Origin of the sequence: Dysgonomonas sp. HGC4 (assembly GCF_001261715.1) — a bacterium.
GTDB lineage: Bacteria > Bacteroidota > Bacteroidia > Bacteroidales > Dysgonomonadaceae > Dysgonomonas_A.
This window is the reverse complement of the sequence record NZ_CVRU01000163.1, coordinates 36,857-62,290: the sequence shown is the minus strand read 5'-3', so window position 1 is coordinate 62,290 and position 25,434 is coordinate 36,857. Positions and strand designations below refer to the sequence as shown.

Genomic DNA, 25,434 nt, shown 5'->3' with positions numbered 1-25,434 from the left:
AAGCTTTAGCTTTTTTTATTTATCCCAATTATCACTTCTAAAAGAGGATAGGGGGAGTCCTTCTGTACTGAAAAGATCTCCTACAACGAAATCTTTGAAAGCGTATCTAACCGCAACGGGTTTACTAACCTTATCGGAGAATACTTCTACTTTGCTTCGTTTAATTTCAGCTTTAGCTGGATAGAAAACTTTGTCTGCTCCTGCAACCTCAAATTCTTTCAACTCTTTTCCAAAAGCGGTGAGCCACATTGGTGCATTTTCAAACGTAAGTATAGCTTTGTTTTCTTCGAGTACCATTTCTTTGAATGTAGGACTTTCGTATGCAAATCCTTTTAATCCATAGGTTTTACCAAGAGCCATCATAGCAAGGCGTTCGCCGCCTGTTTTTTTATTTTGAGGGTGAATGCAGTTTTCTTCTCCAATATCCATCAATACCACCATTCCTACGTCGGAAACTTGTATTGCCGATTTAGATTGTGCTTCCCTCAAAAATGCAGAATTGAATTTCCCTCCTTGTTTATCAGGAGTAGAAATAGATGCATAGTTATAAGGTGCTATCTGGCAATAGTAAAAAGGAAATTCACCTTGTCCCCAGACCTTTCGCCACTCGTTCACCATTTTTCCGAAAAGCAGAGGGTATTGATCTGATCGTTCGTAGTTAGATTCTCCCTGATACCAAATACAGCCTTTAATGGTATAACCAGCAATTGGATTGATCATACTATTGTACAATACCATTGGAGTACGGTTAGGTACTTTCATATCTTCTTTGGTTGTTGGAAGTTTTATGTCATTGAATTCAGCAAGCATATCTTTACTCATCCACGCTTCAATAGAAGAACCTCCCCAAGACGAAAGGATTAATCCAATAGGCACATCCAACATTTCATTTAATAATTTGCCATAATAATAGCCTGTCGCACTAAACTCTTTTACAGTTTCGGGGGTTGCTTCTGCCCATTCTCCGATAATGTCATTTTGAGAGGTTAAAGAGGAGGCTCTTTTTACGGTAATAAGCCGTATATTTTTATTTTTAGACTTTAAGATAGCTTCATTACCACCAAGTACAGGCTGGTTCTTAAATCCTTTCATAGGCATTTCCATATTCGATTGCCCTGAACAAAGCCATACTTCGCCAATCAATATATTATCGAAAGTTATCTTATTTTTATTGTCAGATATATTTATTTCGTAAGTCTCATAACTTGCTGCAGGTGTAGGAATTTTTATCATCCACTTTCCAGCATTATCCGCTTTTCCAGCATACTTTTGAGTAGACCAAGAGGGGCTTACAGTTATTGTTTGTCCCTTATCAGCCCATCCCCATATATTTACTTCTGTATTTTGTTGAAGCAACATGTTTCTACCGAAAATGGCAGGAGTTTTTAGTTCTGCGTGAACTGATATAACGACAAAAAAGGTTATTAATAGTATATATATATTCTTCATAACTTATATAATGTTAAGGTTTTTATTAATGGATAGGAGTCCACTTTTGAATCACTACATTTCCTGTTAATCCACTTTTTACCAATTCTTTGACAGGTAGACGGAAAGGTGCATTTGTCCATATCTTCTTACTCTCGTCTTTTTCTGCTCCAAAATCTTCATCTCCCATAATACGGTTTGCCCATGTATTTGCAACTTCTATCTCTATTGTATTCTCTCCATCTTTTACAGCATCTGTAATGTCTAAACTATATGGCTTAGTCCAAAGAATACCACATGATTTTCCGTTAATTTTCACCTCTGCCAAATTGAAAATTTCGTCGAATACTATGGTAAATTTATCTTTTGCGTTAGCCTTTAGGTTTACAGTATTCTTATAAATAGCTGTACCCGAATAATATCGTATACGATCATCTGAGTTTGTACTCCAATCTGCAAGTTTTTCAAATATAATAGGCTCTTCAGGTCCACGTTGTGTAGGATCGAATTGTACTGTCCACGCTTTTTTAGGAGAGTAGCCGCTAATCCTTCCCATTTCCTCTTTTGTTACTTTTTCTTTTATGTCTTTTGTTGTTTCTTTAAAGACTATAAATAAAGACTGATAAGCATCTAATGATATTCGCAAATCTGAGCGATGCCCCGAATCTTTAAAATGATGAGAAGTAGATATAGAAGAAACTTCTCCTGTCACAGGATTCCATATTTCAGGTGTCTTTCCACTGACGCGTAACGAAATATTGAGATCTCTCATTTTATCGGTTTGATTGGATACAAAATAAATATCAACTCCGTCTCCTTGTCGATGAGTATAAGCTATATCTTGTGCATATTCTTCAGAGCCCGAATCTTTAGCTATAAAATCTTGTTCAATATTCAGAAATGTATCGTTATTTAAAGGAAGATTCTTCGTTTTAGGAGCTTGTTCTGTCCAATTTATTATTTTATCTTCACTTTTAGTCTGATTAGATATTTCTCTTCTAAGGTCATTCTCCATAAATAAGGTAGCACCTAGCAAAGCAAACTCTTTAAGCTTATTTGCTACCTGCTCTGATATGAATTCGGGATTGGGTTGCATAGGATGCTTTCCTGGAATAACAAGTGCTGCATAACTCATGCCATTAGGAAGTACAATACGTCCATCTACTACTTTTGCGAAATTAAGAAGTACATCAGGATTAAAACTATCATATTGATAGCCTCTTAATGGATTTATCCAATCCTCGGCCCCTGTTATATTAGCTGAATGATTTACACCAACAGGCATTTGACGGGTAGACTGTCCTATATTAGCCAAACGTTGTTTTTCGAATTCCACTTTTTCTTTTCCGAATATTCCGGGTAAAAACGGTAGTAGTCTATCGGGTAGAATTGCCCTGCGAGGAAACCCTTCTCCCGTAAATACGGCAATATCTACAACAGGTCTACCAAATTGGAGTAATGCCTGACAGCGTTGTGCATAGTCTACCCAAGCACGACCCAATTTCCACCAAGTCTGATCTCGTTGGAAATACAATCCTATACCATCTAAAGTCATACCGGGTTTACGATCTAGCCATGGATTTAGCGCATTTACGTGATAACTCAGACGGTTAATACCTAATGCATAATGTCTATCTTGTAATGCCTTAAGCATGGCAGGATGCTCGTCGAACATTGCTCTGAGTTGAGTGAAAGCTTCGGCTTGAATGATATTTTTTTCATAGATATGTCCTCCTGAAATAGCATCTAAAACATCGTTAGGTTTGTCATGTGTAGGACTTTGCAACCAATATTCGCCCATAGGGATATCAGTATTCTTATAATGCATCATTCCATCGCTCATCATAGTAGGCGATACACATTCGGCACTGAATTGGGCTCCTTTAGCGTTGGCTTCCTCTTTCAGCACAGCATAGAATTTGTCTACGACCAACTCTGATATGGTTTGTCGTACATCGTATAATACTCTTTCCGATGTTTCGGCATTTTCTATTGGAATACCTGCCATTACGGGTAGATATGGATATATGTCGTAACCTCTGCGTTTCTTAAATTCATCCCTAAAATTTGACGACCAATTTTGACTGCCACACTCCCAACTATCTACATGAAATACTTTTAAGACACGAGCTGCTAAATCTTCGCCTGCCACTTCCACAGCTTTTCCAAACCAAGAGTTAAATTGCAAGCGGATAGCTTCGGGATTGAATTTATCACATTCCAAGCCTATACCTTTTCCGCCTGTGGCATTAGTATGCCCTGTTGAAGTATGTCCCATGCGCAGTATTGTCCAATTTCCTTTGGGTGCTTTCCAATTTAATTTTCCATCCTTATCTACATATTGAGATATATCAATTAATTGTTTAGGATTGATGCACAAATCAGCAGTTATTTGCTCATTGGTTGTGCGAGGACTTATTCTCCATGCTTGTGCACTTTTACCTTCATATTGATGTATACGTGCTTCGGATGATAACCAAATCCCTTTTATTTTCAAGGATTGTTTCCATTTGGCTGCATCTAAATCTTCTGCTCCCGGCTCGGTTCCTGATATATCGTACAAAAAACGGAAATAGCGAGCAGTTGTGCTTGGTATGCTACTTGTCATAGGAAAATCATCATTTTGCCATCCTTGACGTGGTGGTTCTAATTGTACTATTTTACGAAAGTTCACACCATCATCACTGGCTTGGATAGTTAGGCGTTGCCCCTGAAAACTCCTTGGTGGAGTTTGTACCTGTATTGTTCGACAGGTAAATGGTTCATCAAATGTATATTGTATCCAGCAAGGTGATTCACTACGGAAGACCTCTTTGCTATTTTTATCTGTCAAAAACTGAGGATCAGTATTTGGAATGTTCGTTGTTACTTTGGGTTTTACTGTTTCTGTCGAGACTCCTTCTCCTTGTGGAGTAGGATAGGCAAATACCGCAATATCTTTATAATATCCTTCGAAACTTTCGGGTTGAGAAAGCATCTGATTAATCGTTTTTCCTCCTTTAATGTTTGTCTGCTTCCAAACCACTTTTTGCATAGATAATTCGGGTGTAATCCAAGGACCTCCTGCTAGAGCAAATCCATCACAGATATGAAATCCGATCTTTACACCTACACGGTCGGCTTCTTTGAACGCAAATTCGACCATTTCCCACCAAAGTGGGCTAAGTTGTTCTACTATAGGAGTAACAAAAGGTTTTTCGGGGACTCCTTTTATAGGCATCAGGTATGCGCCGGCAATTCCTACTTCTTTCATTGCCTCAAGGTCAGCAGTGATTCCTTCTTTAGTTACAGCACCTTTCATCCAATACCAAAACACCCACGATCTAGATGCTTCGGGAGGAGATGTCCACAATTGTCTTAAGTCTTGCGCATAGCTTAGGCTTAAGTTTAGACAAAGGATTAAACAGATAAAATATATTTTTTTCATAACTTTATTTTGCTTCGAATTTTAGATAAATACTACCTTGCTGCAAACCGCTTACCCATTGAGCTTGGGACGATGGACCTACTAAGTCCGTAGAATTTACTTTATTACGGACAGCGGGAATCACTTTTAATACAGAGATTCCACTTTGAGGAATAGTATATAATAATACATCACGTCCATCACGAGGTGTATAAACTCCGAAGTAGTTATTTTCGTTAGTATTGCCTAAGCTGATAATACCCTCGGTAGTATTAATGTCAGCCCATTTCCAATTGTTGAAATAACCCTTAAATTCAGGATAGATAAATGATTCTCCAGGAATAGGATCATTATAATCGTTTTCCCATATTCCGAAGTTAGAGCCATGTATACGGTTTTGCCATACACGATACGGACCTTCGCCTAACCATCGCTTCGATATTACTTGATTTTCGGGGTAATCAAATTTTATACCCATCAATTCTACGACTCCTTCATACTGATAGCTATAATCTAAACGAATATTTCCATCTGATTTGATAACCCAATGTGCCTGACGCATATTTCCGAAATAGTCGGCAGTAATAGTGATACTGTCTGGCGTACTCTGAAATGTAAAATTAGTAAGTTTGTTTTCGCCCGAAATATCATTGTAAATCCGTTCTTTGCTTCGTGCTTCGGCATCATCATGATTATAGAAAACATCCATAGACCGATCGCCACGGCGAGCTGCTATAAAGCGAGGACCATTACCAAAAGATATATCTTTATTATTCTGTTTTACAGAACTCAGTTCTCCATTTTCTGTATTGAAAGTCAATAGGGTTGAACCTACTGTTACAAGGAGTTTACCATCTTCTTCTTTTGCCGATAAGTTGTTTTTTCCTTTAGAGAACGAATAATACTCACTGGGCTTTTTCCATTGCCAATCCCATGTCCAAAGTTCTTCGTTGGTTGGGCTATAAACTGTAAGTGATAAGGCTCCTGCATTCTGCCAATCAGAGGGGAGATTGACTTTAAATGTACCCGAAGTATGTGGAGCAATATCAACACCCCTTATATCTCCTGTTTTTATTATTTTTTCTTGATCATCAAACGATTTAAGTGTCCATACAAAACGACAATCTTTAAGATTGGTAAAGTCATATCTATTCTCGACTGTAAATGTACCGTCAAAGTTATCGGGTAGGGTAGTATTCATTATTTGTACGGGTGACCATACTTGTTTCACGGTATAGAAGCTTCCTTCTTTTTCGTGGTGAGGCCCTACGATACCATCTGCACCATAATTGCCCACATTATCAATACGTCCGTTCTGATCGGTTCTTACGACTCCTTCATCTGCAAACATCCATATAAAACCACCTGCACAACGAGGGTGTTTGCGCATCATCTCCCAATAATCCCAAAGACCTGCACCAGCTCCACCATCATAAAGGGCATGAAGAAATTCGGTAGGCATAAAAATTTCGGGTAAACGCATATATTCCTGACTTTCGCCATAGGAACGATAATGCATAGTTTCAAATCCTCCAAAGTTTTTCTGTGGATGCAAAACGGGTCTTTTTTGAGGATCGAGCGGTGCAAACTCTTTGTCTATTTCAAGATTGTGACCTCCTTCGTTACCATTGGCCCACCATGTTACTGATGGATGGTTTACATCTCTTTTCACCATTTCGTGAATAAGTTTTGCTCCTACATTGCTGTCGTACTTTCCATGCCACCCTGCAAGCTCTACCATCACGTATAATCCCAATTCATCACATGCTTTTAAGAAATCAGGATCTGATGGATAATGAGATAGACGAACGGCATTCATATTCATTTCTTTGATGAGTTTTACATCATCATAATTATCTTTTTTACTCAGAGTTCTTCCTGTTTCGGGACGGAAGCTATGGCGGTTAACTCCTTTTATTATAACTTTTTGACCGTTTATATATAAACCATCACTTGGACGAACTTCAATAGTGCGGAATCCGAAGCGTTCAGTAACAGTATGTAGTACTTTATTGTCTTGTATCAATGAAAACTTAGCATAATACAGATTGGGCGTTTCAGGTGTCCAATTCTTTATATTATCCAATTTTGTCTTTATTATTGCTTTGTCTGAACCTCCTGAAATGGGAGTTTCTGTGCTTTTACCGATTGATTTTCCGTTTATGTCGGTCAATTCGGCAACTACCTTAGTATTGTTGCCCATTGCTAAGCCTAGAAATACATCTGCATAGAAACTACCGTCTGCATCTGCATCAATTGCTGTACGATCGATGAATTCGGCAGGAAGTGCTTCTACAAACACAGGACGGAAAATGCCTCCAAAGTTCCAATAATCGGCACGTCTTTCAGCCATATTCACGCTGGGGTTGGCAGATTCTTTACTAACAGTGAGTTCTAATACATTTTCTTTATCTCCAAAAAATATACGGTCGCTAACATCGCTCTTGAAGCGATAAAAAGCTCCTTGATGCAAATTACCACATCGACGACCATTGATTAGTGCTTCTACATCGGTCATCACTCCATCAAAAACAATACGTACAGTTCTGCCTTCCCATTCTTTGGGTAGCTTGAATTTGTATTTATATTTACCTTGTTCGTTTGCTATTCCCGGAGGATTAGCTTTGCCGTAAAAAGGCATTCCGTATTGATATGTACCGAAGCCTTGTAATTCCCAGCAGGATGGAACGGGAATAGTTGTCCATTTACCGCTGTTACGTCCATCAGTACAGAAAAACTCCCAATCGACAGTATCATCTGATCCTGTGCCTGATAAATATTGTATGCCAGTTTCGGTAGGATGAAAAGGCTGGACTTTATTTTGTGCATTTATACATTGTGAGGCCAAAATGCCGCAGAATAGCATAAATTGGAATAAGAGGTTTCTTTTTTTCATAGTCTAATATAGAGTTCTATTGTTATTAAGGTCTCAGACCTTTTTATTACTTTCGAAAGCATTTCATTAAATACTTTTATCTACTTAATTTAGAGGTTTAATAACGAAATTTAATTTGTACGTTTTTTTCTCGATGGCATATTTCTTTAATACACCCGGTCCACAACTACTGTTTCCTAAACCTAACATAATAGCATCTAGAGATAGTACTACTTCTTCTCTTGGTTTCAAAAGATAAGCATGAGTTGCAGTATCTAAATCTTCTGCTGTAAAATGTAACGCTGAGCCCGACATGGTTTCAGATAGGCGAGTTATTGAGATACCTTTTCTGTTTTTATCGGTTAGATTTATCCACTTTATCCCTTCTTTATTTCCTGTTTCCTGTGGATGAGGGTAGGGTATATATTGATCTGTAACAGTACTTGAATATATACCAAGGGGGGTACTAGTCTTACGATCCGAATAATTTTCGAAAGGACCATGACCATACCATTTTATGTTTTCTAAATCAGAGTTTAAAGACATAACTACTCCTAATCGGGGTAGTTCGGGTAAATCTCCTGATGGGGTAAATTTGTTGTTGACCTCTATACTTCCGTCACCATTTATTTTCCAGATACATTCATGAGTAAACTTTCCATTTTTAGAAAAACTTTCGGCAATGGTTTTTATTTTGATGTATGAGCTGTTCTCTTCAATTATTTCAGCTGATTTTACTATTCGTTTTAAACTATCTAATCCTTGTTGTTTCCAGTCTTTTGCCAACCAATTACCAAAACCTTTATCGTTGTCAACAGGAGCACGGTATCCCTGAAAAATAGGAGCAGAAACAATCATTTCTTTTCCATTATATATAAGAGAAGATAAGTTTCCTTTTTGTAAATCAAATACAGTCGAGAATCTTTTTCCTTGAACTTCAATTCTATCAGCATATTTATCAATTTTAGAGATAGGTGTTTTATCTTTTAATACAGCTGCATCTTCTCTAATATTTAGATCAAATTGTTCAAAGCCTATTTCGAATCCTTTATCTGCCCAAAGAATATTTTCTTTCAGGTGAAAACTTACCCGTAACCAATAGTCTGAATTCGGCTTAACTTTTATAGCTTGTATGGGGAGTTGTATATCTCGTTGCGCTCCTGCCGCAATATTTAGATTAGGGATAACTCCTTTTTGTATAGTGTCTCCTTCAGTAATTATCTGCCACTTCATTTCATATTCATTAAGATTTATGTGATGATTGCGATTTGTTATATAGAACGATGCTTTATTTTTATTTAAAACCAAAGGCTCAATAAGTATAGGTTGATATACTTTTTTTACTTCAAAGTATTTAGGCGTAGTTTCACGTTCTCCAAATACAATTCCGTTAAAGCAAAATGCTTTTAGGTTGGGTTTATCTCCGAAGTCTCCACCGTAAGCCATAAAGCGAATGCCGTTTTCGTCGGTTTTATATAACCCTTGGTCTACCCAGTCCCATATAAATCCGCCTAACATTCGTTTATTAGAATAGATCTCATCCCAATACTCTTTAAAATTGCCTAGGGCATTTCCCATCGCATGAGCGTATTCACTGGTAAGTACGGGGCGATTGTCAACAGTATCTTGTGCAATACTCAACAGTCTTTCCCAACGGGCATTTTCTGCACGTTCTTTGTCTTCTCCTTCTTTGATATTTGGATTGAGATATTCTTGCTGTACACGTGGATAAAAACGACTAATTACATCTACCGTTTTAGGGTCTGTGGGTGTACCTTGCGCTCCTTCATAATGAATAAATCGAGTAGGATCGAAGTCTTTCAGCCAAGCTGATATAGCGGCAAAATTAGGACCGTAACCAGCCTCATTACCCATCGACCAACATATTATTGAAGGATAATTTTTGTCTCTCTCAGCCATTCTAACAGCTCTATCCATAAATGCAGCATGCCAAGCAGGATCGTTTGCCAGTTGCCCTCTTAAGCCGTGTTCTTCTATGTCGGCTTCGTCTATTACATACATTCCGTATTTATTGCAGAGCTCGTACCACTGTGTATTATTAGGATAATGAGATGTACGAACGGCATTTATATTAGCTTGCTTCATTAGAATAATATCCTGTTTCATTCTTTCGTAGCTAATGCTTCGACCTGTTGCAGGGTCGTGTTCGTGACGGTTTACTCCTCGTAAGCGAATAGGGTTCCCATTCACTAAAACTTGACCGTCTTTTATTTCTACACTACGAAAACCGACTTGAGTACGAACCATTTCAACTACTTCGTTTTTATCATTTTTTAAACTAAGAACGAGAGTATATAAATTGGGTGTTTCAGCTGTCCATTTCAATGGATTAGACACATTCGCTTCCAACCAAGCAAATTTGGCAGGTCCACGCTGAGGTGCTCTATCATTCATTATTGCCGCTTTGTAATCCGCATTAAGTATGGGTAGGGCATCTTGTCTCAGAGCATCTATAAATACAGGCTTTTTTTGCGCATCATACAATTGCGCTTCGATGTTCCAACCTTCGAGTTTATTTCCTTTATACGATTTCAGTTCGGGTTTTATTTGCAGACTTGCATCTTTGTAGTCTTTGTCTAAAACAGTTCTTACCGCAAAATCGGAAATACGGACATCACTAGTCGAGTATAGAAACACTTCTCTGTGAATGCCGCTTGTTCGCCACATGTCTTGATCTTCTAGATAGCTTCCATCACACCAGCGATACACTTCTACTGCCAATTGATTCTTTCCTTTTTGAACGTAGTCTGTAATATCAAATTCGGCAGGTTCCATGCTTCCCTGACTATATCCTACCTTTTTGCCGTTGATCCACAGATAAAATGCACTTTGTACTCCTGCAAAATGAATAAATGTTCGACGCCCATTCCAGTTTAGAGGTAAGTCGAACAAATGCCTGTATGAACCTACGGGATTTCGTTCTTTAAACGCCGTGTAGTCGGCTTTAGGTTCGCCCATCACACGGGGAGGGTCTATTTTAAAGGGGTATCCTGCACTTACATAAATAGGTGTACCATATCCTTGCATCTCCCAATTGGAGGGAACAGAAATGGTTTTCCATTGACTATCATTGAAATTTGTTTGATAGAAGTTCAGAGGTCTTTTGTCGGGTGTATTTACCCAATGGAATTTCCAGTTTCCGTTAAGTAATACAAAATAAGGAGATTTTTCCCTATTGCCCGACAGTGCTTGTTGAGTATCGGCAAAGGGTACAAAATCAGCTCTTGCATCTTCTCTGTTTATCCCCAATATTGACAAGTTTTCCCAATCAGGTTTCTCGTATTGTGCGAAACCCGAAAATGCCGATGCTACGAAAGTGGCTATAATTAAAATTCTTTTCATCTTAAGTGAATTATAATAAAAAGGTCTGCAACCTTCACTGCATGTCTAAACCATCGAACCAAAGTCCGTTAAGATTATCTCCACTAATCACCACCCTGTAATGCCCTGCATTAATATAAGCTCCTGTAGTGGTACTTACCATACGCCATTTTTCGGGAGCAGATGGGAATTGTATGTTATCTTCACGCATCACTCTGTCATCCGAAGCAAATACTTGAATTTTAGCAATAATGGGTTCTTTAGTCACATTCATATACTTGAAACGAAGAGCATACACCCCCGCCAATCCGGGTGAAATAGTCCAAGTGATGCTATGTACACCATTTTGTACTATTTTCATTCCGTCTTTTTTGCGGTGATTAACTTTTGCCCAGCCTTTTCCTTTGGTAATGGCTTCTTCTGCTTCGTAACTGATTTCTGGGCGAAGATTAGGTTCTTCTATCCAATTGATTTGAGGAATGGCTACAATATATTTGTTTCCGCTGATTATGATCGACTGATTTTTAGGATATGATTTCTTTACAAAACCTGTATCTTCTTTGATATAAATATCAGCATTGTCAGTCAAACTAAAACTGATTTCTTTAGAGTCTTTGTTCGGAATTATATACTCTGCCCCATATAATAATGGAGGAAGTGTTTTAAACTCTTTACCTGTATCAAGCCACGATTTTTGCGTACCTCCTTTTACGTTAGTAACCAATTGAGGAGATTGCGGTGCAGCTTTAATAGTATTGTTCGTAGATGCAATTGCAACAGCCGAAAGGATAGCTTGCCCTGCCGTAGTATTCGGAAAGTATATTTCTAGAATACCATTTTTAGCAGATGCTTTTACAATCTTTTTAAGTAGTTTGTCGTGTCCTGCTTCTTTCCAAATATCCAGACTTTTCAGAACAGTATCTCCACTTATTGCCACGTCAAAGATGCGGTAGCCTTCACAGTCCATGCTTCTATCCGTTCCCCACCAAGGTTCGATAAAATACATTTCTACCAAATACTCTCCATCGGGTAGGGGAAATTGATATTTAAGTTTGTTTCGACCATAGCGGAAAGTTTGAAATAATTCCCAATCCTTAGTGCCTTCAATCGGGTCTTTAGTAACTCGTTGAGAAGCTAAAAAATTAGGAAGATTGCCAAATTGATCTGTCCACGAAAGAGAACCCCAATAGTTTCCGCCTTTTTTATGAACATCTGCAGCCCAGAGGTTTCCGTTTTCGTCTGTAAAACCACCTCCTCCGCAATTGACACGGTATATGTAATTATATCCCTTTTCGGGTAAAGTTTGATTGGTGACATTCTTATATAATTTGTCGAAATCGGGCGATTGAGGTAGGTTTTCCAGAACAATATAATCTTCTGTAACAGCTTTTCCATCAACATAGCCTACTGCATAAAGTACATTGTAACGAATGTCTACATTATCCCACTGAAAATGTGTGCCTATTCCGCCTCTGGTGCGTTTACCTAGCGAAATGGATTTTACATCGTTGAAAAGTTCTACTTCGTCGCAATTCGAATATACAATGATACTGTCTTTTTTGCCTGCTTCTGTCCATCGGTGATTCCAAGTATGAGAAACCAGATAGACCATTGGTGCTTCTTCTTTCGATACATAATTAGAACGGTACATGTAATATACATCCAAAGGTTCTTCCCATGGTGTGACTAAACCTTTATAATTGAAAGGTCCTATACGGTCTATATCCCGAAACCCTTCTTCGTTCTGTATTCTCCCGGGATTATCATGCGAACTGTATATCCATTGGAACTGCCCGCAAACACTGTCTTTGGCTTGTTCTGCTAAACGGATTTTCATTTCCAGGAGTTGTGTCATTCGGTCTTCACTCCAAATTCCATCTTGCTTAAAACCTCCTTCAGCATGTAATCCGATGCTTCTCCAAGCACCGTATTCACCGTTGAGTAGTTGCTCTTTTTTACTAAGCTCTTTGTCATATTTATAAGGATCGCCTCCATAAGTTCCCGACCAGTTTTGTACTACATTCCAATCCGTTCCCGAGCCTCCATTACAAGTAGTAACTAAACGTTGTGATGGTGAAGTAGGATCCATCTCACGGATAATATCAGTACATTCTTTGGCAAAATCTTCGGGTAGTGTGCTTTCGTTTTGCAATCCCCACAGAACAACTGATGGACACGAACGTCTTTCTTTTACCCATTCGCGAAGGTTGTTTTTGAAGTTCTCTCTGAATTCAGGGGTATCGTAGCATACATGAGCGGATAACTGAGTCCAGAAAAACATACCTGTTTTATCCCACATATTCTGATAGATAAGGTTGTGCGGTTGGTGAGCATCTCGAAAGGCATTAAATCCTGCTGCTTTCATCTGACTGATACGTGATAGTATCTGATCTTCACTGAAAGCATGGCTGTCTCCCAACATGTGTTCGTATTCGCAAACTCCATTTAGAAAAACAGGCTTACCATTCAAATAGAATCGCTGGTCACCATCTGTACGATAGATAGGCCACGAAACCCAACGAAAACCATAAGCGGTAGTCTCTTGGTCGATGGTTTTCCCGTCTTCTTTTATCATTGTAATCAGTTTGTAGAGATACGGATTTTCGGTATCCCACAAATGTGGATTTTCGATATCTTTACTCTTTTGACTGATAGTTTTTATTTCGTTGGGTTTTAAGATTACTTTATCGGTAATACGCTCTACCTGAATGCCATCTTTGTTAACCAGTTTTTGAATTACCTCGAAAGTACGCTCTCTTGAACTATAATTTTTGACTTCTGTATTTACATTTAGCGTAAATATCTTTTTACTATTACCAGTGGGTTCGTTATTCCATGCATGAACACCGAAAGGTTCTATTCTCACTTCATCTGTAACCACTAATGTTACAGGTCGGAAAATACCCATAGGTTGAGAACCTTCAGAGAAACCCCATTCTGACGAACAACCTCCGCATACCCAGGGCAAATCGGAGATCATAGATGGATGGTCTGCCTGCACCGCTAATGTATTAGGACGGTCGAAGTTGACAACGTCTGTTACATCTAAAGTGAATGTGGTACGACCACCTGCATGGTAACCCACTTTTTTACCATTTACAAATACAGTTGCATACGAGCCTACACCTTCAAAATATAAAAAGTATCTTTTATTTTCGCCTTGTTTTTCTATATTGAAATCTTTTCTGTACCAAGAATATCCGTGTTTATTTCCATGCTTCAGGCGTCGGATACCCTCGTATTTGTCCCAATTGTGAGGAACACTTACACGTTCCCATTGAGTATCGTTATAAAGCGGATTTTCAAATCCTTTGTGTGCATCTCTGTCTGTTTCGTTTACTATCGTTTTCCAACCTTCATTCAAAGAAAACTCTTTTCTGAAAGTTTCTTTGTCGGGTTTTGGAAAACGAATAAGACTCTTACCTAAATCTTTAGATGTAGCTACGGCGATTGCCCGTTGATCATTCTCATTCACTCCACAATAGAAGTGATATACAGTTCCATCCCATTTTACAACGAACGATTTGTGAGCAAAAAGATTATCATATTTTTCAGATGGTATAATCAAGTCTTCACCGTCCCAATCGGTCCAGTTGACTAAATCATACGAACAAGCAAATGTATTGAATGCTTTATAAGGGCGATCTTTGCGGAAAGCACTGAAATAGAACATCACATATACATCGCCTATTTTTTGTATCACACCGTCGCCTGTAATGCCCTCTTCATGGTTAACTATCGGATTGCCTTTGTAGCGTTTCCAGTTAACCATATCTTTTGACAGTGCAATACCTATGCGTTCAGCTTTTACATTATTGGCAGGATTGATACCGCCGGCATTGTAATACATAATGAAAGGATAGCCCAATGTCTTTTTCTTATCCCAAATAACAGACGATTTGTATTGTGTAATGTTTTCCCACCACCCTTTATTGGGATCAAGAGGAGAGAGAACCGGTTTATCCAAGTATTTCCATTCGTGAGCTTTGGTTATATCTCCATCAGTGTAAGCAATACCTTCTTCTAGTCTTCCTTGTTCGTATCCTTGACCAATGCCTCCAAAGTATGATAACCAATATTTATTATCGAATTTCTGAGCTTTATAACTTCCGCCCCATTCGTAATCTATGAGGGAAATATATCCTCCACGTTGATTCTCGTCCCATCTGCCACTTCCAATCTGAGGGAAAGACATTATTCTACCAAGTGTTTTCCATTGCAAAAGATCGTCGCTTTCAGCTAACCATGTCTCATATCCGCGTCCGTCTTTGCCCGATTTTCCGTCATAAACTAGATATGACATATACCATTTTCCATTTTCTCGAAAAACGGTAGGGCAATCCATCTTATGTTTGTTATCGGAAGGAGCAAGTACAAGCCCATATTTAAACGGAGTTTTTACTTCTTCGTAAATTTTCTGCATTACATCTTTAGTTACTGTCTTTTGTGCAGACAGCAACGATATATAGGTAATGCATAACAGTATGGTAGCAAATATTTTCTTCATAGTAAGTTTTTTGAAATACTTTTATCCATAGGGGCAGACTTATTTGTCTGTTCTATACGGGGTGAACACATAGGTTCACCCCTCTATTTAATCTAAAATATCAATAGAATAACCAATCAATTTTACTTGAAGCATCTTCTCCTCCAAATCCTGCATTATGAGGTGTGATTTTCTGGTTAGCATCTATAAATCCGAGAATCATTAAAGCTCCTTTACCCAAATTCAACGTATTTTTTCCTGCGGGGAAAGTATAAGAGTGAATATTGATAGAACCTCTTCCCGGAATGTCTAAAGCATTGGCTATCTTAACATCTCCTTGTCCATACTGATTAGCACTTGCATCTGTCTCTAAAGTAGGAGCTTTAGCATATTCTTTACGTTCGGTATTAAGATATCCAACTAAGATGCTAACAGGTTTCTGACTTTCGAAAGATAGGGTCGTTCCATGTTCTGCTTGTTTATCCTGACTAAAGCGAATTGCCTTCATATTCTTCAATTCAGGAGAGAAATCTCCGATCACAAAATCTTTATCAGAGAATACTTTTTCTCCTTTTTTTATAAGGTAAGAGACTCCTTCTTTATTGTCTATTTTAACCTCAACAGGTTTTAGTACTTCAAAGGTTTGATTATCTGAATTTCCATTCTTTTTGATAAACTCAACATTTTTCTTGAAGTTTGCCAATTCTGTTTGGTAGTGAGGCAGAAGTTCTTCCCACGTTTTATTTTTTGCATCATCGCCTCCAATCGGAATACGGCGTTGAGCTGTTTGCATGCTATTTGCATACAGATAGGCATCTTTGGTAAGATTTACTAATTGTTGATAATATTCCAAACTTTTTTCTATATGAGGAATTGCATTTTCTAAGTCGGCAATTTTATTAGAATGTGTATATTGAAGTATTAGCATAGCAGCTTTTACTTTTTCTGAGAAGAAGTTAGCAAATGCTTGATAGCAATACATATCGTTTTTCAGACGGTTAAACTCGTCTTTGTTTTTGTTTACTTTAGGTGCAGCTTTGTCTATGGCGGCAACAGCAGCATTACCATGAGCAACAGCTTCAGAAATCAACTGAGGAGGAGTTTCACCTATATGAGGTTGTTTGTTCCATTCTTTGTTCATGTAATCAATTAGCATTTCGCCTTCGGGTCCGCAAGATTCATGAAATCCAGGATATACTTTCCATTTGGCTGGATTCACTAATTGGCTTAAGAACATACCCAATAGGAGGGTTTGTCTGTTTCCTTCTGTAATTCCGAATTTGCGAAGCAGTTTAGGTGCTATTTCTCCCGATTGTTCGTAAGCTTCGAGTATGTTTTTGCCTCCTTCACCACAACCATACATATTGTCTAGTTGTTTTGTCCAGTATTTTATTTCATCATTTCTGTCTCTGTTTACATTCCAAGCATAGCGTCCCCAAGCTTGATACCAAATCCAATCTCGTTCCATTTCTTTTAAACGAGGTTCAGTTTTATCGGCAGTATAAGGCCAGTCCCAATACGATGCTTGTGGATATAGGTGAAGGGCATTGGCTCCATGTACTTTATGCATAGCTTGTACACATTTCTGGATAAAATCGGGAGATCCATAACGGAAAGGCTCAAGATTAGCTAGAATATGAACATTTGAAATATGTACTGAGCCCAAGCTACTAAGATCGGTATGAATCTTAGACCACGAACCTCGAGGTTCGTAAGTGGTTAACGATTCTCCATTGTATTTGTGCATAGTATACAAGTTCTTATAAAGGGGTAGGGAAGCATCCATCACCATTTTGGCATCAGTATCATGTGCTCTTACAACTATTGGAGGTTGTATTGTAGTATTTAATTTAGCTAACCCATCTTGTACTCCGGGAATAATAGTTTTAGTGAACCATTCTACATCATCTTCATAAGTATCCATTGCTTCTCCCAAACAAACCAAAAGTCCAACATTGGGATATTTCTCAATAAATGCAGCTACTGATTTTCGAGTATAATCCGAAATAAGTGGTGTAATAGGGCGGCTTCTATCCTGTGTTTTTATTCCATAATGTTCGGCAAAAGGTTTAGATACGAATATATTGTAAAACATTTGTATAACCCAAATACCGCGTTTGTCGGCTTCTTCGGTAAGAAATGCAAACATATCTTCATTCTTTTTGAATGTTTCGTCGTCTACCTCTACTGCAAATGGATAATCTTCCAGTTTTACCAACGAAGCAAAAGGATGCCCGTTCCATAAGTATAAAGAGTTCATTTTATTTTCGACTAACATATCCAGATATTCAATCCACAATGCTTTATCATAAAACCAAGGGAACGTTTCAGGGGTATATGGGTATTCATATACATTTCTGCCGGGTAGATAGTATGGTTTTTGAATACCTACACAAGCACCACGCAAAACCATTTCGGGCTGATCTGTAATGTTGAAATTTGCAGGTAGTTTCTTTTCCTCTTTAATTTGTTTTACCAATTCTATACAACCATATAATGTGCCTGAAGCGTCATTTCCTTTGATTGAAATCAATCCGTTTTCGGATGCTATTGTATATCCTTCCTTTGCCAAAGAATCGGTTTTATTCTCGCTTATAGTAATAACTAGTGCGTCGTTATTTTCGTTTGCAGTTTTTATTGAAACTGTATATTTAGCTTCTTCAAGAGCTGATTTTAATTTCTCAACACCAAAGGCTACACGAGTTGATGGATTGTCTTCGACTATGATTGTTACTTTTTCCGTTGAGCACGAAATAAATAAAATCATAGAAAAAATAGCTAATAATAATTTATGCTTCATAATTTATAGATTTTGGATCAAGGTTGCAGATCCATTTGTTATTATTTCTTCTTATAGAGGCAGATTTATGTATCTCCCTTATATTGATAGATTTTATCTTTTTAGATTCATCCAAACAGTCATATCCGATTTACCTCTGTTACCCCAAGCATAGTAGGGGATTAATTTTACTGAACTAAGCTTATTTACAGGTGATACTTCACGATATAGAGTGTTATCCCAATTACTATTTTCAATATATGCTTGTCCTTCTAAAGCCATGAATTTGCTATTATCGATATTCATTGTGATAGGGGTAAACTTAGTATCAGAAAGAATAACTACTTGAAATATATCTAGCTTAGGCAGATCGTTACTTTCAAGACAGTAAACTACTGGTCCCTTTTTTACTGCTATCTGATTACGTGTTTCTTCTACCAAAGGATTTGTTTCTATCAATTTGGCTTCCATTGGGAGATTTAGTTCTACTTTGTCGCCGTTTTTCCATGTTCTTGTTATTTGAGCATAGGAACCCGATTCCAAATTGACTTCTTGCTTTTTGCCATTAACGGAGATTGTTGCTCCTTTACACCATCCGGGAATACGCATCGAAAGTGTAAACGATTTCTTAGGTGCTTTATCAATGGTTAATGATATTTGTCCATCCCATGGATAATCAGTTGCTTGAGTCACTTGAATATTATCACCGTTTTTAAGATTGGTTTTTAATTGACTTCCTCCATAAAGGTTTACATATAAGCCATCCTCTGAAAGATTATAGACATAATTTTGAACTTCTGATATAGTTCTCACTGTATTTGGAGGGCAGCAATTGGATAAGGCTATATAAGGAATCCTACCTCCTGACCAACGCATGGTATACGGAAACTTATCGGAAACAGCCAAAGGATTTGTATAGCAAAAGTCAAGCCCATTAAGACTAACACCCGATAAAATACTATTGTAAAGAGTCAACTCAACTATATCGGCATATTTGGCTTCTCCTGTGAGTTGAAGCATCCGCCAGTTCCAAAGCAGGTTACCTATATTAGCACAAGTTTCGTTATGTGCGGTCATATTGGGTAGTTGATAGTCTCGACCATAAGATTGATGTGTTTTCTGAACCTCCAATGGATCATATGATGTTCCGTTAGGAGATACTCCATCATAAAGAGCACCACAAGCTCCTGTTATATACATTTTGGTATTCACCATGTTATCCCATATAAGGTTCAATGGACGAATCAAAGATGTGTCTCCCGTTTCGGCATACACATCGGCTACACCTGCATACAAGTAGTTTGCACGCACGGCATGCCCCATTGCCTTGGTTTGTTGACGGAAAGGAACTCTATCTTGATTATCATCTGTTCCATCTTCCATCAATCCTCTGATGTCGATAAGGCTTTTCGATAATTCCAAGTATTTAGGATCACGGGTAGTTCTGTACATTTCCACCACTCCCATATAATGTGAAGGGCAAATGGCGTTTCTGGCTAGTTCGGGTGATGCTGTTTTATAGAAATTATAGAGATAATCGGTTGCTTTTACAGCTACATCCAATAAAGTGCGTTTTCCTGTAACCCGATAATGTAAACAAGCCATAGTCATTAGATGTCCCATGTTGTAAGTCTCGAAGTTTAACCGATCGTCAAATGCTTTTGCTTTTTGACCGTTTTTGCGTTCTTCAATCATTACAGGTGTGTGGATATATCCGTCTTCACGTTGTGATTTAGTAATAACGGGAATAATCTCATCCATTAATACCATCAGGTTTTTATCTCCGGTAGTGGCATATAAACTTACCAGACTCTCGAACGCTTTATAGAAATCTCCATCATGAAATGGAGGACCAACATGCGAACCTGTATCAATTCGAGCTGCTATCTCGAAATTTTTAAATGAATGACTGATACTTTCATCCATATATGTTTTCATCAAACCGGGAGACATAGATTGTTTGCAGACTTCAAAGCGATCTGCCCAAAATCCGTTTGTCCAATGAACATCGCTCATACCTACACCCGAAAGTTTGGCATATGGGCTTTGAGATGTATTTACCAGACTTTTATTTTGAGCAGGTAGAGTAAAAGTCCCACTCAAAAACAATGCTGATAAAAATATATAACTTAACTTTTTCATTCTTTTACAATGGCTTATATGTTATTACGTATTCTTTTCCTTTAAGTATTTCGACTTCATAAATATTGCCGCCTTTAGAATTTATAGTGGCATCTTTAGAGGCTGGTTTTGATTTACTTTTGACAGTTAATGTTCCTGTTCCTGTATCCGATTTTACTTTGATCTGTTTGGTGTCACAATAGACGTAAATATCCCCGTTAGGAGTTGGTACTTTTCCTTCGATCCATTTCAAATCAGCCAGATTTGGTTCAATCGTATATGTTTCGTATCCGGGAGAGGCAGGTTTTACTCCTAAATAATATTTACCGAATAAGTATATAGGGCTTGCTCCCCATGCATGACACAGGCTTTTACCAAAGGGACGACCATACATCGCAAGATGTTCTGCTCCTTTTTCGTTTGGATTATATTTTTCCCAGAAAGAAGTAGCTCCCTCATTGAGCATTCCACCCCAATAATCACGAATTTCTTTTAGTACATAATTTTGTTCACCAAGTATACAGAGTGCTTCCAATTCATAAAAACGCATATAAGGAGTGGTGATTTTTAACGCATCGGAATTTAACAATACATTGTATTTTACCGCATTTGTTTTATCCTGATCTAAGTAATCAAAAAGAACTGCAAACATATTAGTATAAGGGGTTACTTGCTCGCTTTGCACACCATTCTCACGATTATGTATAAATGCATTTTCTTTTCCTGACCAGAAAGCTGTGAACAGTTTTGATTTCAAATCATTAGCCAGTAAGGTATATTTATTACTGTCTTCAGTGTTATCTACAAGTTTAGCACAAAGAGCCATCGTTTCGAGGCTTTTACAGAAAAGTAATTGCTCGAAACTTACTTCTCCTGTTTTACTCATCTTGAAATCTGCCCAATCGAGAAATACCCAATCGCCCGAAAGACCTTCCATCATTCCATTCGAATTGGTGCGTGACAGACAGTATTGCATTAAAGATTGCATTCGAGGATAAAATTGTTCTATAAAAGTTTTATCACCTGTATATTGGTAGTAATCGTATACACCCATAAACCAATAGAATGTATAATCCATAATGGTATTCACATGGCTTGTCACAGGATCTTTTCCTCTCAGATTAAGCATGGTTCTGGTGACAGAAGGCGAATCGAAGAACAGGTAATAATTCATCAAATAGCTTTGATAAGCATCGCCCGACCACACCCATCTGTCACGCTTGATTCCATCAATAAAAAACTCACGAGAAGTAAGATGCATTGTATAGGCTGAAATATCCCAAATCTGATTCAATAGAGCATCATTACATCTGAAACTACCTCTGTAATCTAAAGGCAGATATTCGTATAACATAGATACCGAATCATACGAAAGATTATTGTCTTTTTCAATATAGATATAGCGGAACGCTTTTGAATCGCTAATAGTTAAATCTTTAGCATTGTTGTAGTCAATAGGTAAACGATCTAGTGTTTCACAAGAGGCTGTTGATAGTGCTTCTTCGGGCGATTCTCCATAATAAATATTTAGATTCCCTTTTCCTTGCAGATTATGGAATTTCACAAAACCGAAAGTTTCTTTTCCGAAGTCAATAAGTGTACCATTGCCTTTTTGTTCTGATTTTACGGCTGACATGGGCTCTGTAGCCAATTTAAATTTAGATGGTGTATTTTCGGGGGAATCGAAATTCCATGAAGAAGCATTCAGATACATAGTTCCCGAAGAAGTATCTGATGCTTTACCCGATTCGTCAATCCATTCTTTATCTTCGAAAGTAACCAACCATGTGTTATCCGACTGCACGGTTTTTCCTTTCACATAAATAGCAGGAACAGTTGCCTGATTATGTACTTTTATATTTAAGCTATGCTTTCCTGCAGGAATTGTAACGGTGGTAGGGTAACCCGAGATCATTTTTCCGTCCAACTTTACATTGTAGCGACCTTCTGCATAAATCTGTACTTCTTCAGGTTGAGTCAGGTCTAATTTCTTGGAAAATTCCACTAATACATAATGACTATCCATTTTCCAGAATGGAGGAAAGAAAGTTCCTCTTTCGGTTCTTCTGTTTTGCATTTCATTACCCAACCATATTTCGAAATCTCCTGGATAATATATCCAAGTAGCTTTTTGTGCATTGATCGATTGTATCGAAAAAGCAATTATAAAAAGGAATAATATGTGTTTTATATATAGTTTCATAAGTTATCGGTTTAATAGATGTTTGTATTTTGCCTGTAATCCTGCTCTTTGCTTGATAGAATCTGCTACCATTGGCCCGTTATTTTCCCAAGTATTACCGGGACCATTGGCATTTTGCAAGAACTTTTCTGAAGGCGTCCAATTGTCTTTTACAGTAATGAAAGATGAGCCTTCGTCTGTATATAAATAGAACCAATGTTCGGGGTCATGTACATAAGAGGATACATAAATACTATCTACAACATTCTCGCTAATAGTCGATTTAGATTGTACCGATAAGGTGTAAATACCTGCCACATCATACATGTGTTTACCATAGTGATGGATATAATTAGCATGAACTAGATTGTTTCTCATACTATTTACGGTTTTAGTCCATCCCCATCCAAGATTGATTCCCGAATACGAGACCTCACTGATTTCGTTGTGTTCGATATTAATATCACGTACAAATCCTGCTGCTATGCCTAAACATCCCCAATCTTCGTTAGTAACATCGGTAATTAGGTTGTTAGCTATGCGTTGATGAGAACATAGTAGCCTTTCGTCTTTGGGGTCGTAAGGTAAATGTGTTTCGAAAGCTTCTTCTGCAAATTCGCCTATCTGTATACCATTTCCAGCTATATCTCTGAATAGGCAACCTTCGATTGTTGAATATTTAGAACCCGGAAGAATATCTACTCCACAAGAACCAAGCTGCTCAAATCGGCAGTTTTCGACTCCGATATATTGTGTATTCTTTATTTGAAGTGCAGCAGGAGGGCGACCGATCCACCCTTGATTTTCGATTCCTTTATTGAAATTACCAGGAACTCCCGGAGGACGTAATTTATAGGCATCCACTAAATACATACCCGCTTGTAACGGAACATGTCCTTTTTCGGATGGTCTTGTCCATGTTGTATTTTTGAAAGAGAGTCCTTTTATATAAATGTGCTGAACAGGTTTTTCCAATGTTCCACAGATATTGATTAGCGTTTCCACAGCAGGAATAACAGCCTGTATTCTGCTCATATCTTCACTTTTTTTCGGAATATAATATATCTTGTTTTTGGCTCTGTCGTGATACCATTCACCCTCTTCATCTAGTAGTTCGATGGCATTAGTCAGGTAAAAAGCAGAGTTGAATCCCTTCTTTATCATTGGTTGTGGCCATGGGTGTTCAAATTGGATTCTAGCTTCGGGATTATGGAACTTTATCCCTGCCGAATCACCCTGTATCGTGATTGATTTAACACGTAGATTTGCAATTGCCCACATTTGATGGATAACCAATTCTAGGTTTTCAGACTTCACTACATTTTTTACGGCAGAAGCAGGAACCCAAAGAATTTCATTTATTTTATCGTTGCTTCGGATTCTGTCCATTTTCTCAAAATCGGAGACATTACGTGCTCTTGTGGCTTTTTTTCCATTAATCCAAAGCTGTCTGAATAGGAGAGGGTTTCCATTAAATGACGGAACATTCGCAGTCCAATACTTACCTTCTTTTTTCCAATTGATTATATTGATTCCTCCACTTAATACAGGTTCTTCTCCTTCAAGAGCTTGTATAATAGTAGGGCTTTGTTCTGTTCCCGAATCCTCAGGACGAACGAAAACAGGTTCGTACAATGAATAAGTACCTCCTGACATCCAAATATAAAGAGGCTCATTATTCTTGATCTTACCCAGTCGACGCATGTTTCGAGCTTCCCTTAAGGCATTGCTTAAAGTTGCTTTAGGTGCAGATTTAGTTCCCTCATTGCTGTCTTTTCCCTTAGAGTTTACATAGATGTCTGCTCCAAAAGATTGGATTGAAATGAAAGTGAAAAGTAAAAAACTAATATATTTAATCATGGTATAAAACTTAACATTCTATATGGTTGTAGGGGCAGACCTATATGGTTGTCCTCCGTGGGCGAGCACATAGGTTCGCCCTACAACTACTATTCTGTGATCTTATTGAAATACTGATTTAAGATAGTTGGCATTTGCTCCGAAGTTTTTCTTCACATTGTGAACATCTGTTGTATCTCGTGAACGTTCGATAACAAGCCATCCGCTCCAACCCATTTTGTCAAGGGTTTTCTTTACTTCGGGCATATTAATTGCAGGATCGTTTTCTAGCCAATGCCCATCTGTATTACTTGCATGTATTTGTATGATACGATCTTTTCCTAAAGTCTTCAATTCTTTGATAATATCTCCATTACGTTTCAGAATGCTTGAAAAGTTGACATAGCTTTTTACTGATGGAGAACCTATCTCATCAATCAATTTTGCTTCTTTTTTAGCATCCAAAGAAGTTTCAATACCAATAACTACTCCTGCTTTTTCAGCTTTCTTTGCAGCCACTTTTAAGCGTTGCAATATGATGGGATATAGTTCTGGATTTTTGGCTAAATCACTTTGATTTCCTAAGGGCAAGAAAACTACTTTAGCACCTAATGCCTGCATAGTTGCAATACATTCGTCAATCAATTGTTCATAATTATCTCTGTTGGCAAACGATTGCCCATAAAATCCAGACATGGCAATAGAACTCAATTGTATGCCAACTCTATTAAATTCAGCTATAAATAACTCTTGAAATTGTTTATCAGTAAACTTGTTATCAAACGATACACGTTTACCTAAACTACCCATATCTAACTCTAAACCATCAGCACCAACTTCTTGAGCTAATTGCATAGCTCCTACTTTTTGACGTTTTAACATCATCCAGTCACAAACCGAAACCTTATATCTATTGTTGTTTACAACTTCTATTTCAGATGTTTCTTGAGTTGAAGTCCATTTCATATCCTTGATT

9 protein-coding genes and 1 pseudogene are annotated in these 25,434 nt (G+C 37.9%); all 10 read right to left on the bottom strand.

Annotated features, from left to right (window positions below):
- Positions 1 to 15: 15 nt before the first annotated feature.
- A complete protein-coding gene (locus tag HGC4_RS16010) occupies positions 16 to 1,449 on the bottom strand; it encodes a sialate O-acetylesterase (protein WP_050711145.1) in 1,434 nt (477 codons plus the stop codon).
- A 25-nt stretch (positions 1,450 to 1,474) separates the two neighbouring features.
- On the bottom strand, positions 1,475 to 4,855 hold the full coding sequence (locus tag HGC4_RS16005) for a glycosyl hydrolase (RefSeq protein WP_050711144.1): 3,381 nt from the start codon (positions 4,853 to 4,855) through the stop codon (positions 1,475 to 1,477).
- A gap of 4 nt (positions 4,856 to 4,859) precedes the next feature.
- On the bottom strand, positions 4,860 to 7,730 hold the full coding sequence (locus tag HGC4_RS16000; protein WP_082204212.1) for a glycoside hydrolase family 2 TIM barrel-domain containing protein: 2,871 nt from the start codon (positions 7,728 to 7,730) through the stop codon (positions 4,860 to 4,862).
- A gap of 84 nt (positions 7,731 to 7,814) precedes the next feature.
- The gene (locus HGC4_RS15995; RefSeq protein ID WP_050711143.1) at positions 7,815 to 11,072 is read right to left on the bottom strand and encodes a beta-galactosidase, LacZ type; all 3,258 of its coding nucleotides are present in this window, start codon (positions 11,070 to 11,072) and stop codon (positions 7,815 to 7,817) included.
- A 34-nt stretch (positions 11,073 to 11,106) separates the two neighbouring features.
- Positions 11,107 to 15,558: a beta-d-glucuronidase/beta-L-arabinofuranosidase gene (locus tag HGC4_RS15990; RefSeq protein ID WP_050711142.1), complete on the bottom strand. Its 4,452-nt coding sequence runs from the start codon at positions 15,556 to 15,558 to the stop codon at positions 11,107 to 11,109.
- 100 nt (positions 15,559 to 15,658) lie between these two features.
- Entirely contained in the window at positions 15,659 to 18,337 is a 2,679-nt protein-coding gene (locus tag HGC4_RS15985) for an alpha-d-galacturonidase (protein WP_050711141.1), read from the bottom strand.
- A 93-nt stretch (positions 18,338 to 18,430) separates the two neighbouring features.
- Complete coding sequence (locus HGC4_RS15980; RefSeq protein WP_050711140.1) at positions 18,431 to 20,458, bottom strand: aceric acid hydrolase; 2,028 nt, start codon at positions 20,456 to 20,458, stop codon at positions 18,431 to 18,433.
- A 4-nt stretch (positions 20,459 to 20,462) separates the two neighbouring features.
- Complete coding sequence (locus HGC4_RS15975) at positions 20,463 to 22,628, bottom strand: alpha-L-rhamnosidase-related protein (protein ID WP_050711191.1); 2,166 nt, start codon at positions 22,626 to 22,628, stop codon at positions 20,463 to 20,465.
- A 15-nt stretch (positions 22,629 to 22,643) separates the two neighbouring features.
- A complete protein-coding gene (locus HGC4_RS15970; RefSeq protein ID WP_050711139.1) occupies positions 22,644 to 24,479 on the bottom strand; it encodes a right-handed parallel beta-helix repeat-containing protein in 1,836 nt (611 codons plus the stop codon).
- Positions 24,480 to 24,581: 102 nt separating this feature from the next.
- A pseudogene (locus HGC4_RS19310) lies at positions 24,582 to 25,298 on the bottom strand (sugar phosphate isomerase/epimerase family protein); the annotation flags it as partial.
- Positions 25,299 to 25,434: the final 136 nt, after the last annotated feature.

Bases quoted from the DNA above. Each gene is read 5' to 3' on its own strand.
- HGC4_RS16010 (WP_050711145.1), bottom strand. From the start codon at position 1,449: ATGAAGAATATATATATACTATTAATAACCTTTTTTGTCGTTATATCA.
- HGC4_RS16005 (WP_050711144.1), bottom strand. From the start codon at position 4,855: ATGAAAAAAATATATTTTATCTGTTTAATCCTTTGTCTAAACTTAAGC.
- HGC4_RS16000 (WP_082204212.1), bottom strand. From the start codon at position 7,730: ATGAAAAAAAGAAACCTCTTATTCCAATTTATGCTATTCTGCGGCATT.
- HGC4_RS15995 (WP_050711143.1), bottom strand. From the start codon at position 11,072: ATGAAAAGAATTTTAATTATAGCCACTTTCGTAGCATCGGCATTTTCG.
- HGC4_RS15990 (WP_050711142.1), bottom strand. From the start codon at position 15,558: ATGAAGAAAATATTTGCTACCATACTGTTATGCATTACCTATATATCG.
- HGC4_RS15985 (WP_050711141.1), bottom strand. From the start codon at position 18,337: ATGAAGCATAAATTATTATTAGCTATTTTTTCTATGATTTTATTTATT.
- HGC4_RS15980 (WP_050711140.1), bottom strand. From the start codon at position 20,458: ATGAAAAAGTTAAGTTATATATTTTTATCAGCATTGTTTTTGAGTGGG.
- HGC4_RS15970 (WP_050711139.1), bottom strand. From the start codon at position 24,479: ATGATTAAATATATTAGTTTTTTACTTTTCACTTTCATTTCAATCCAA.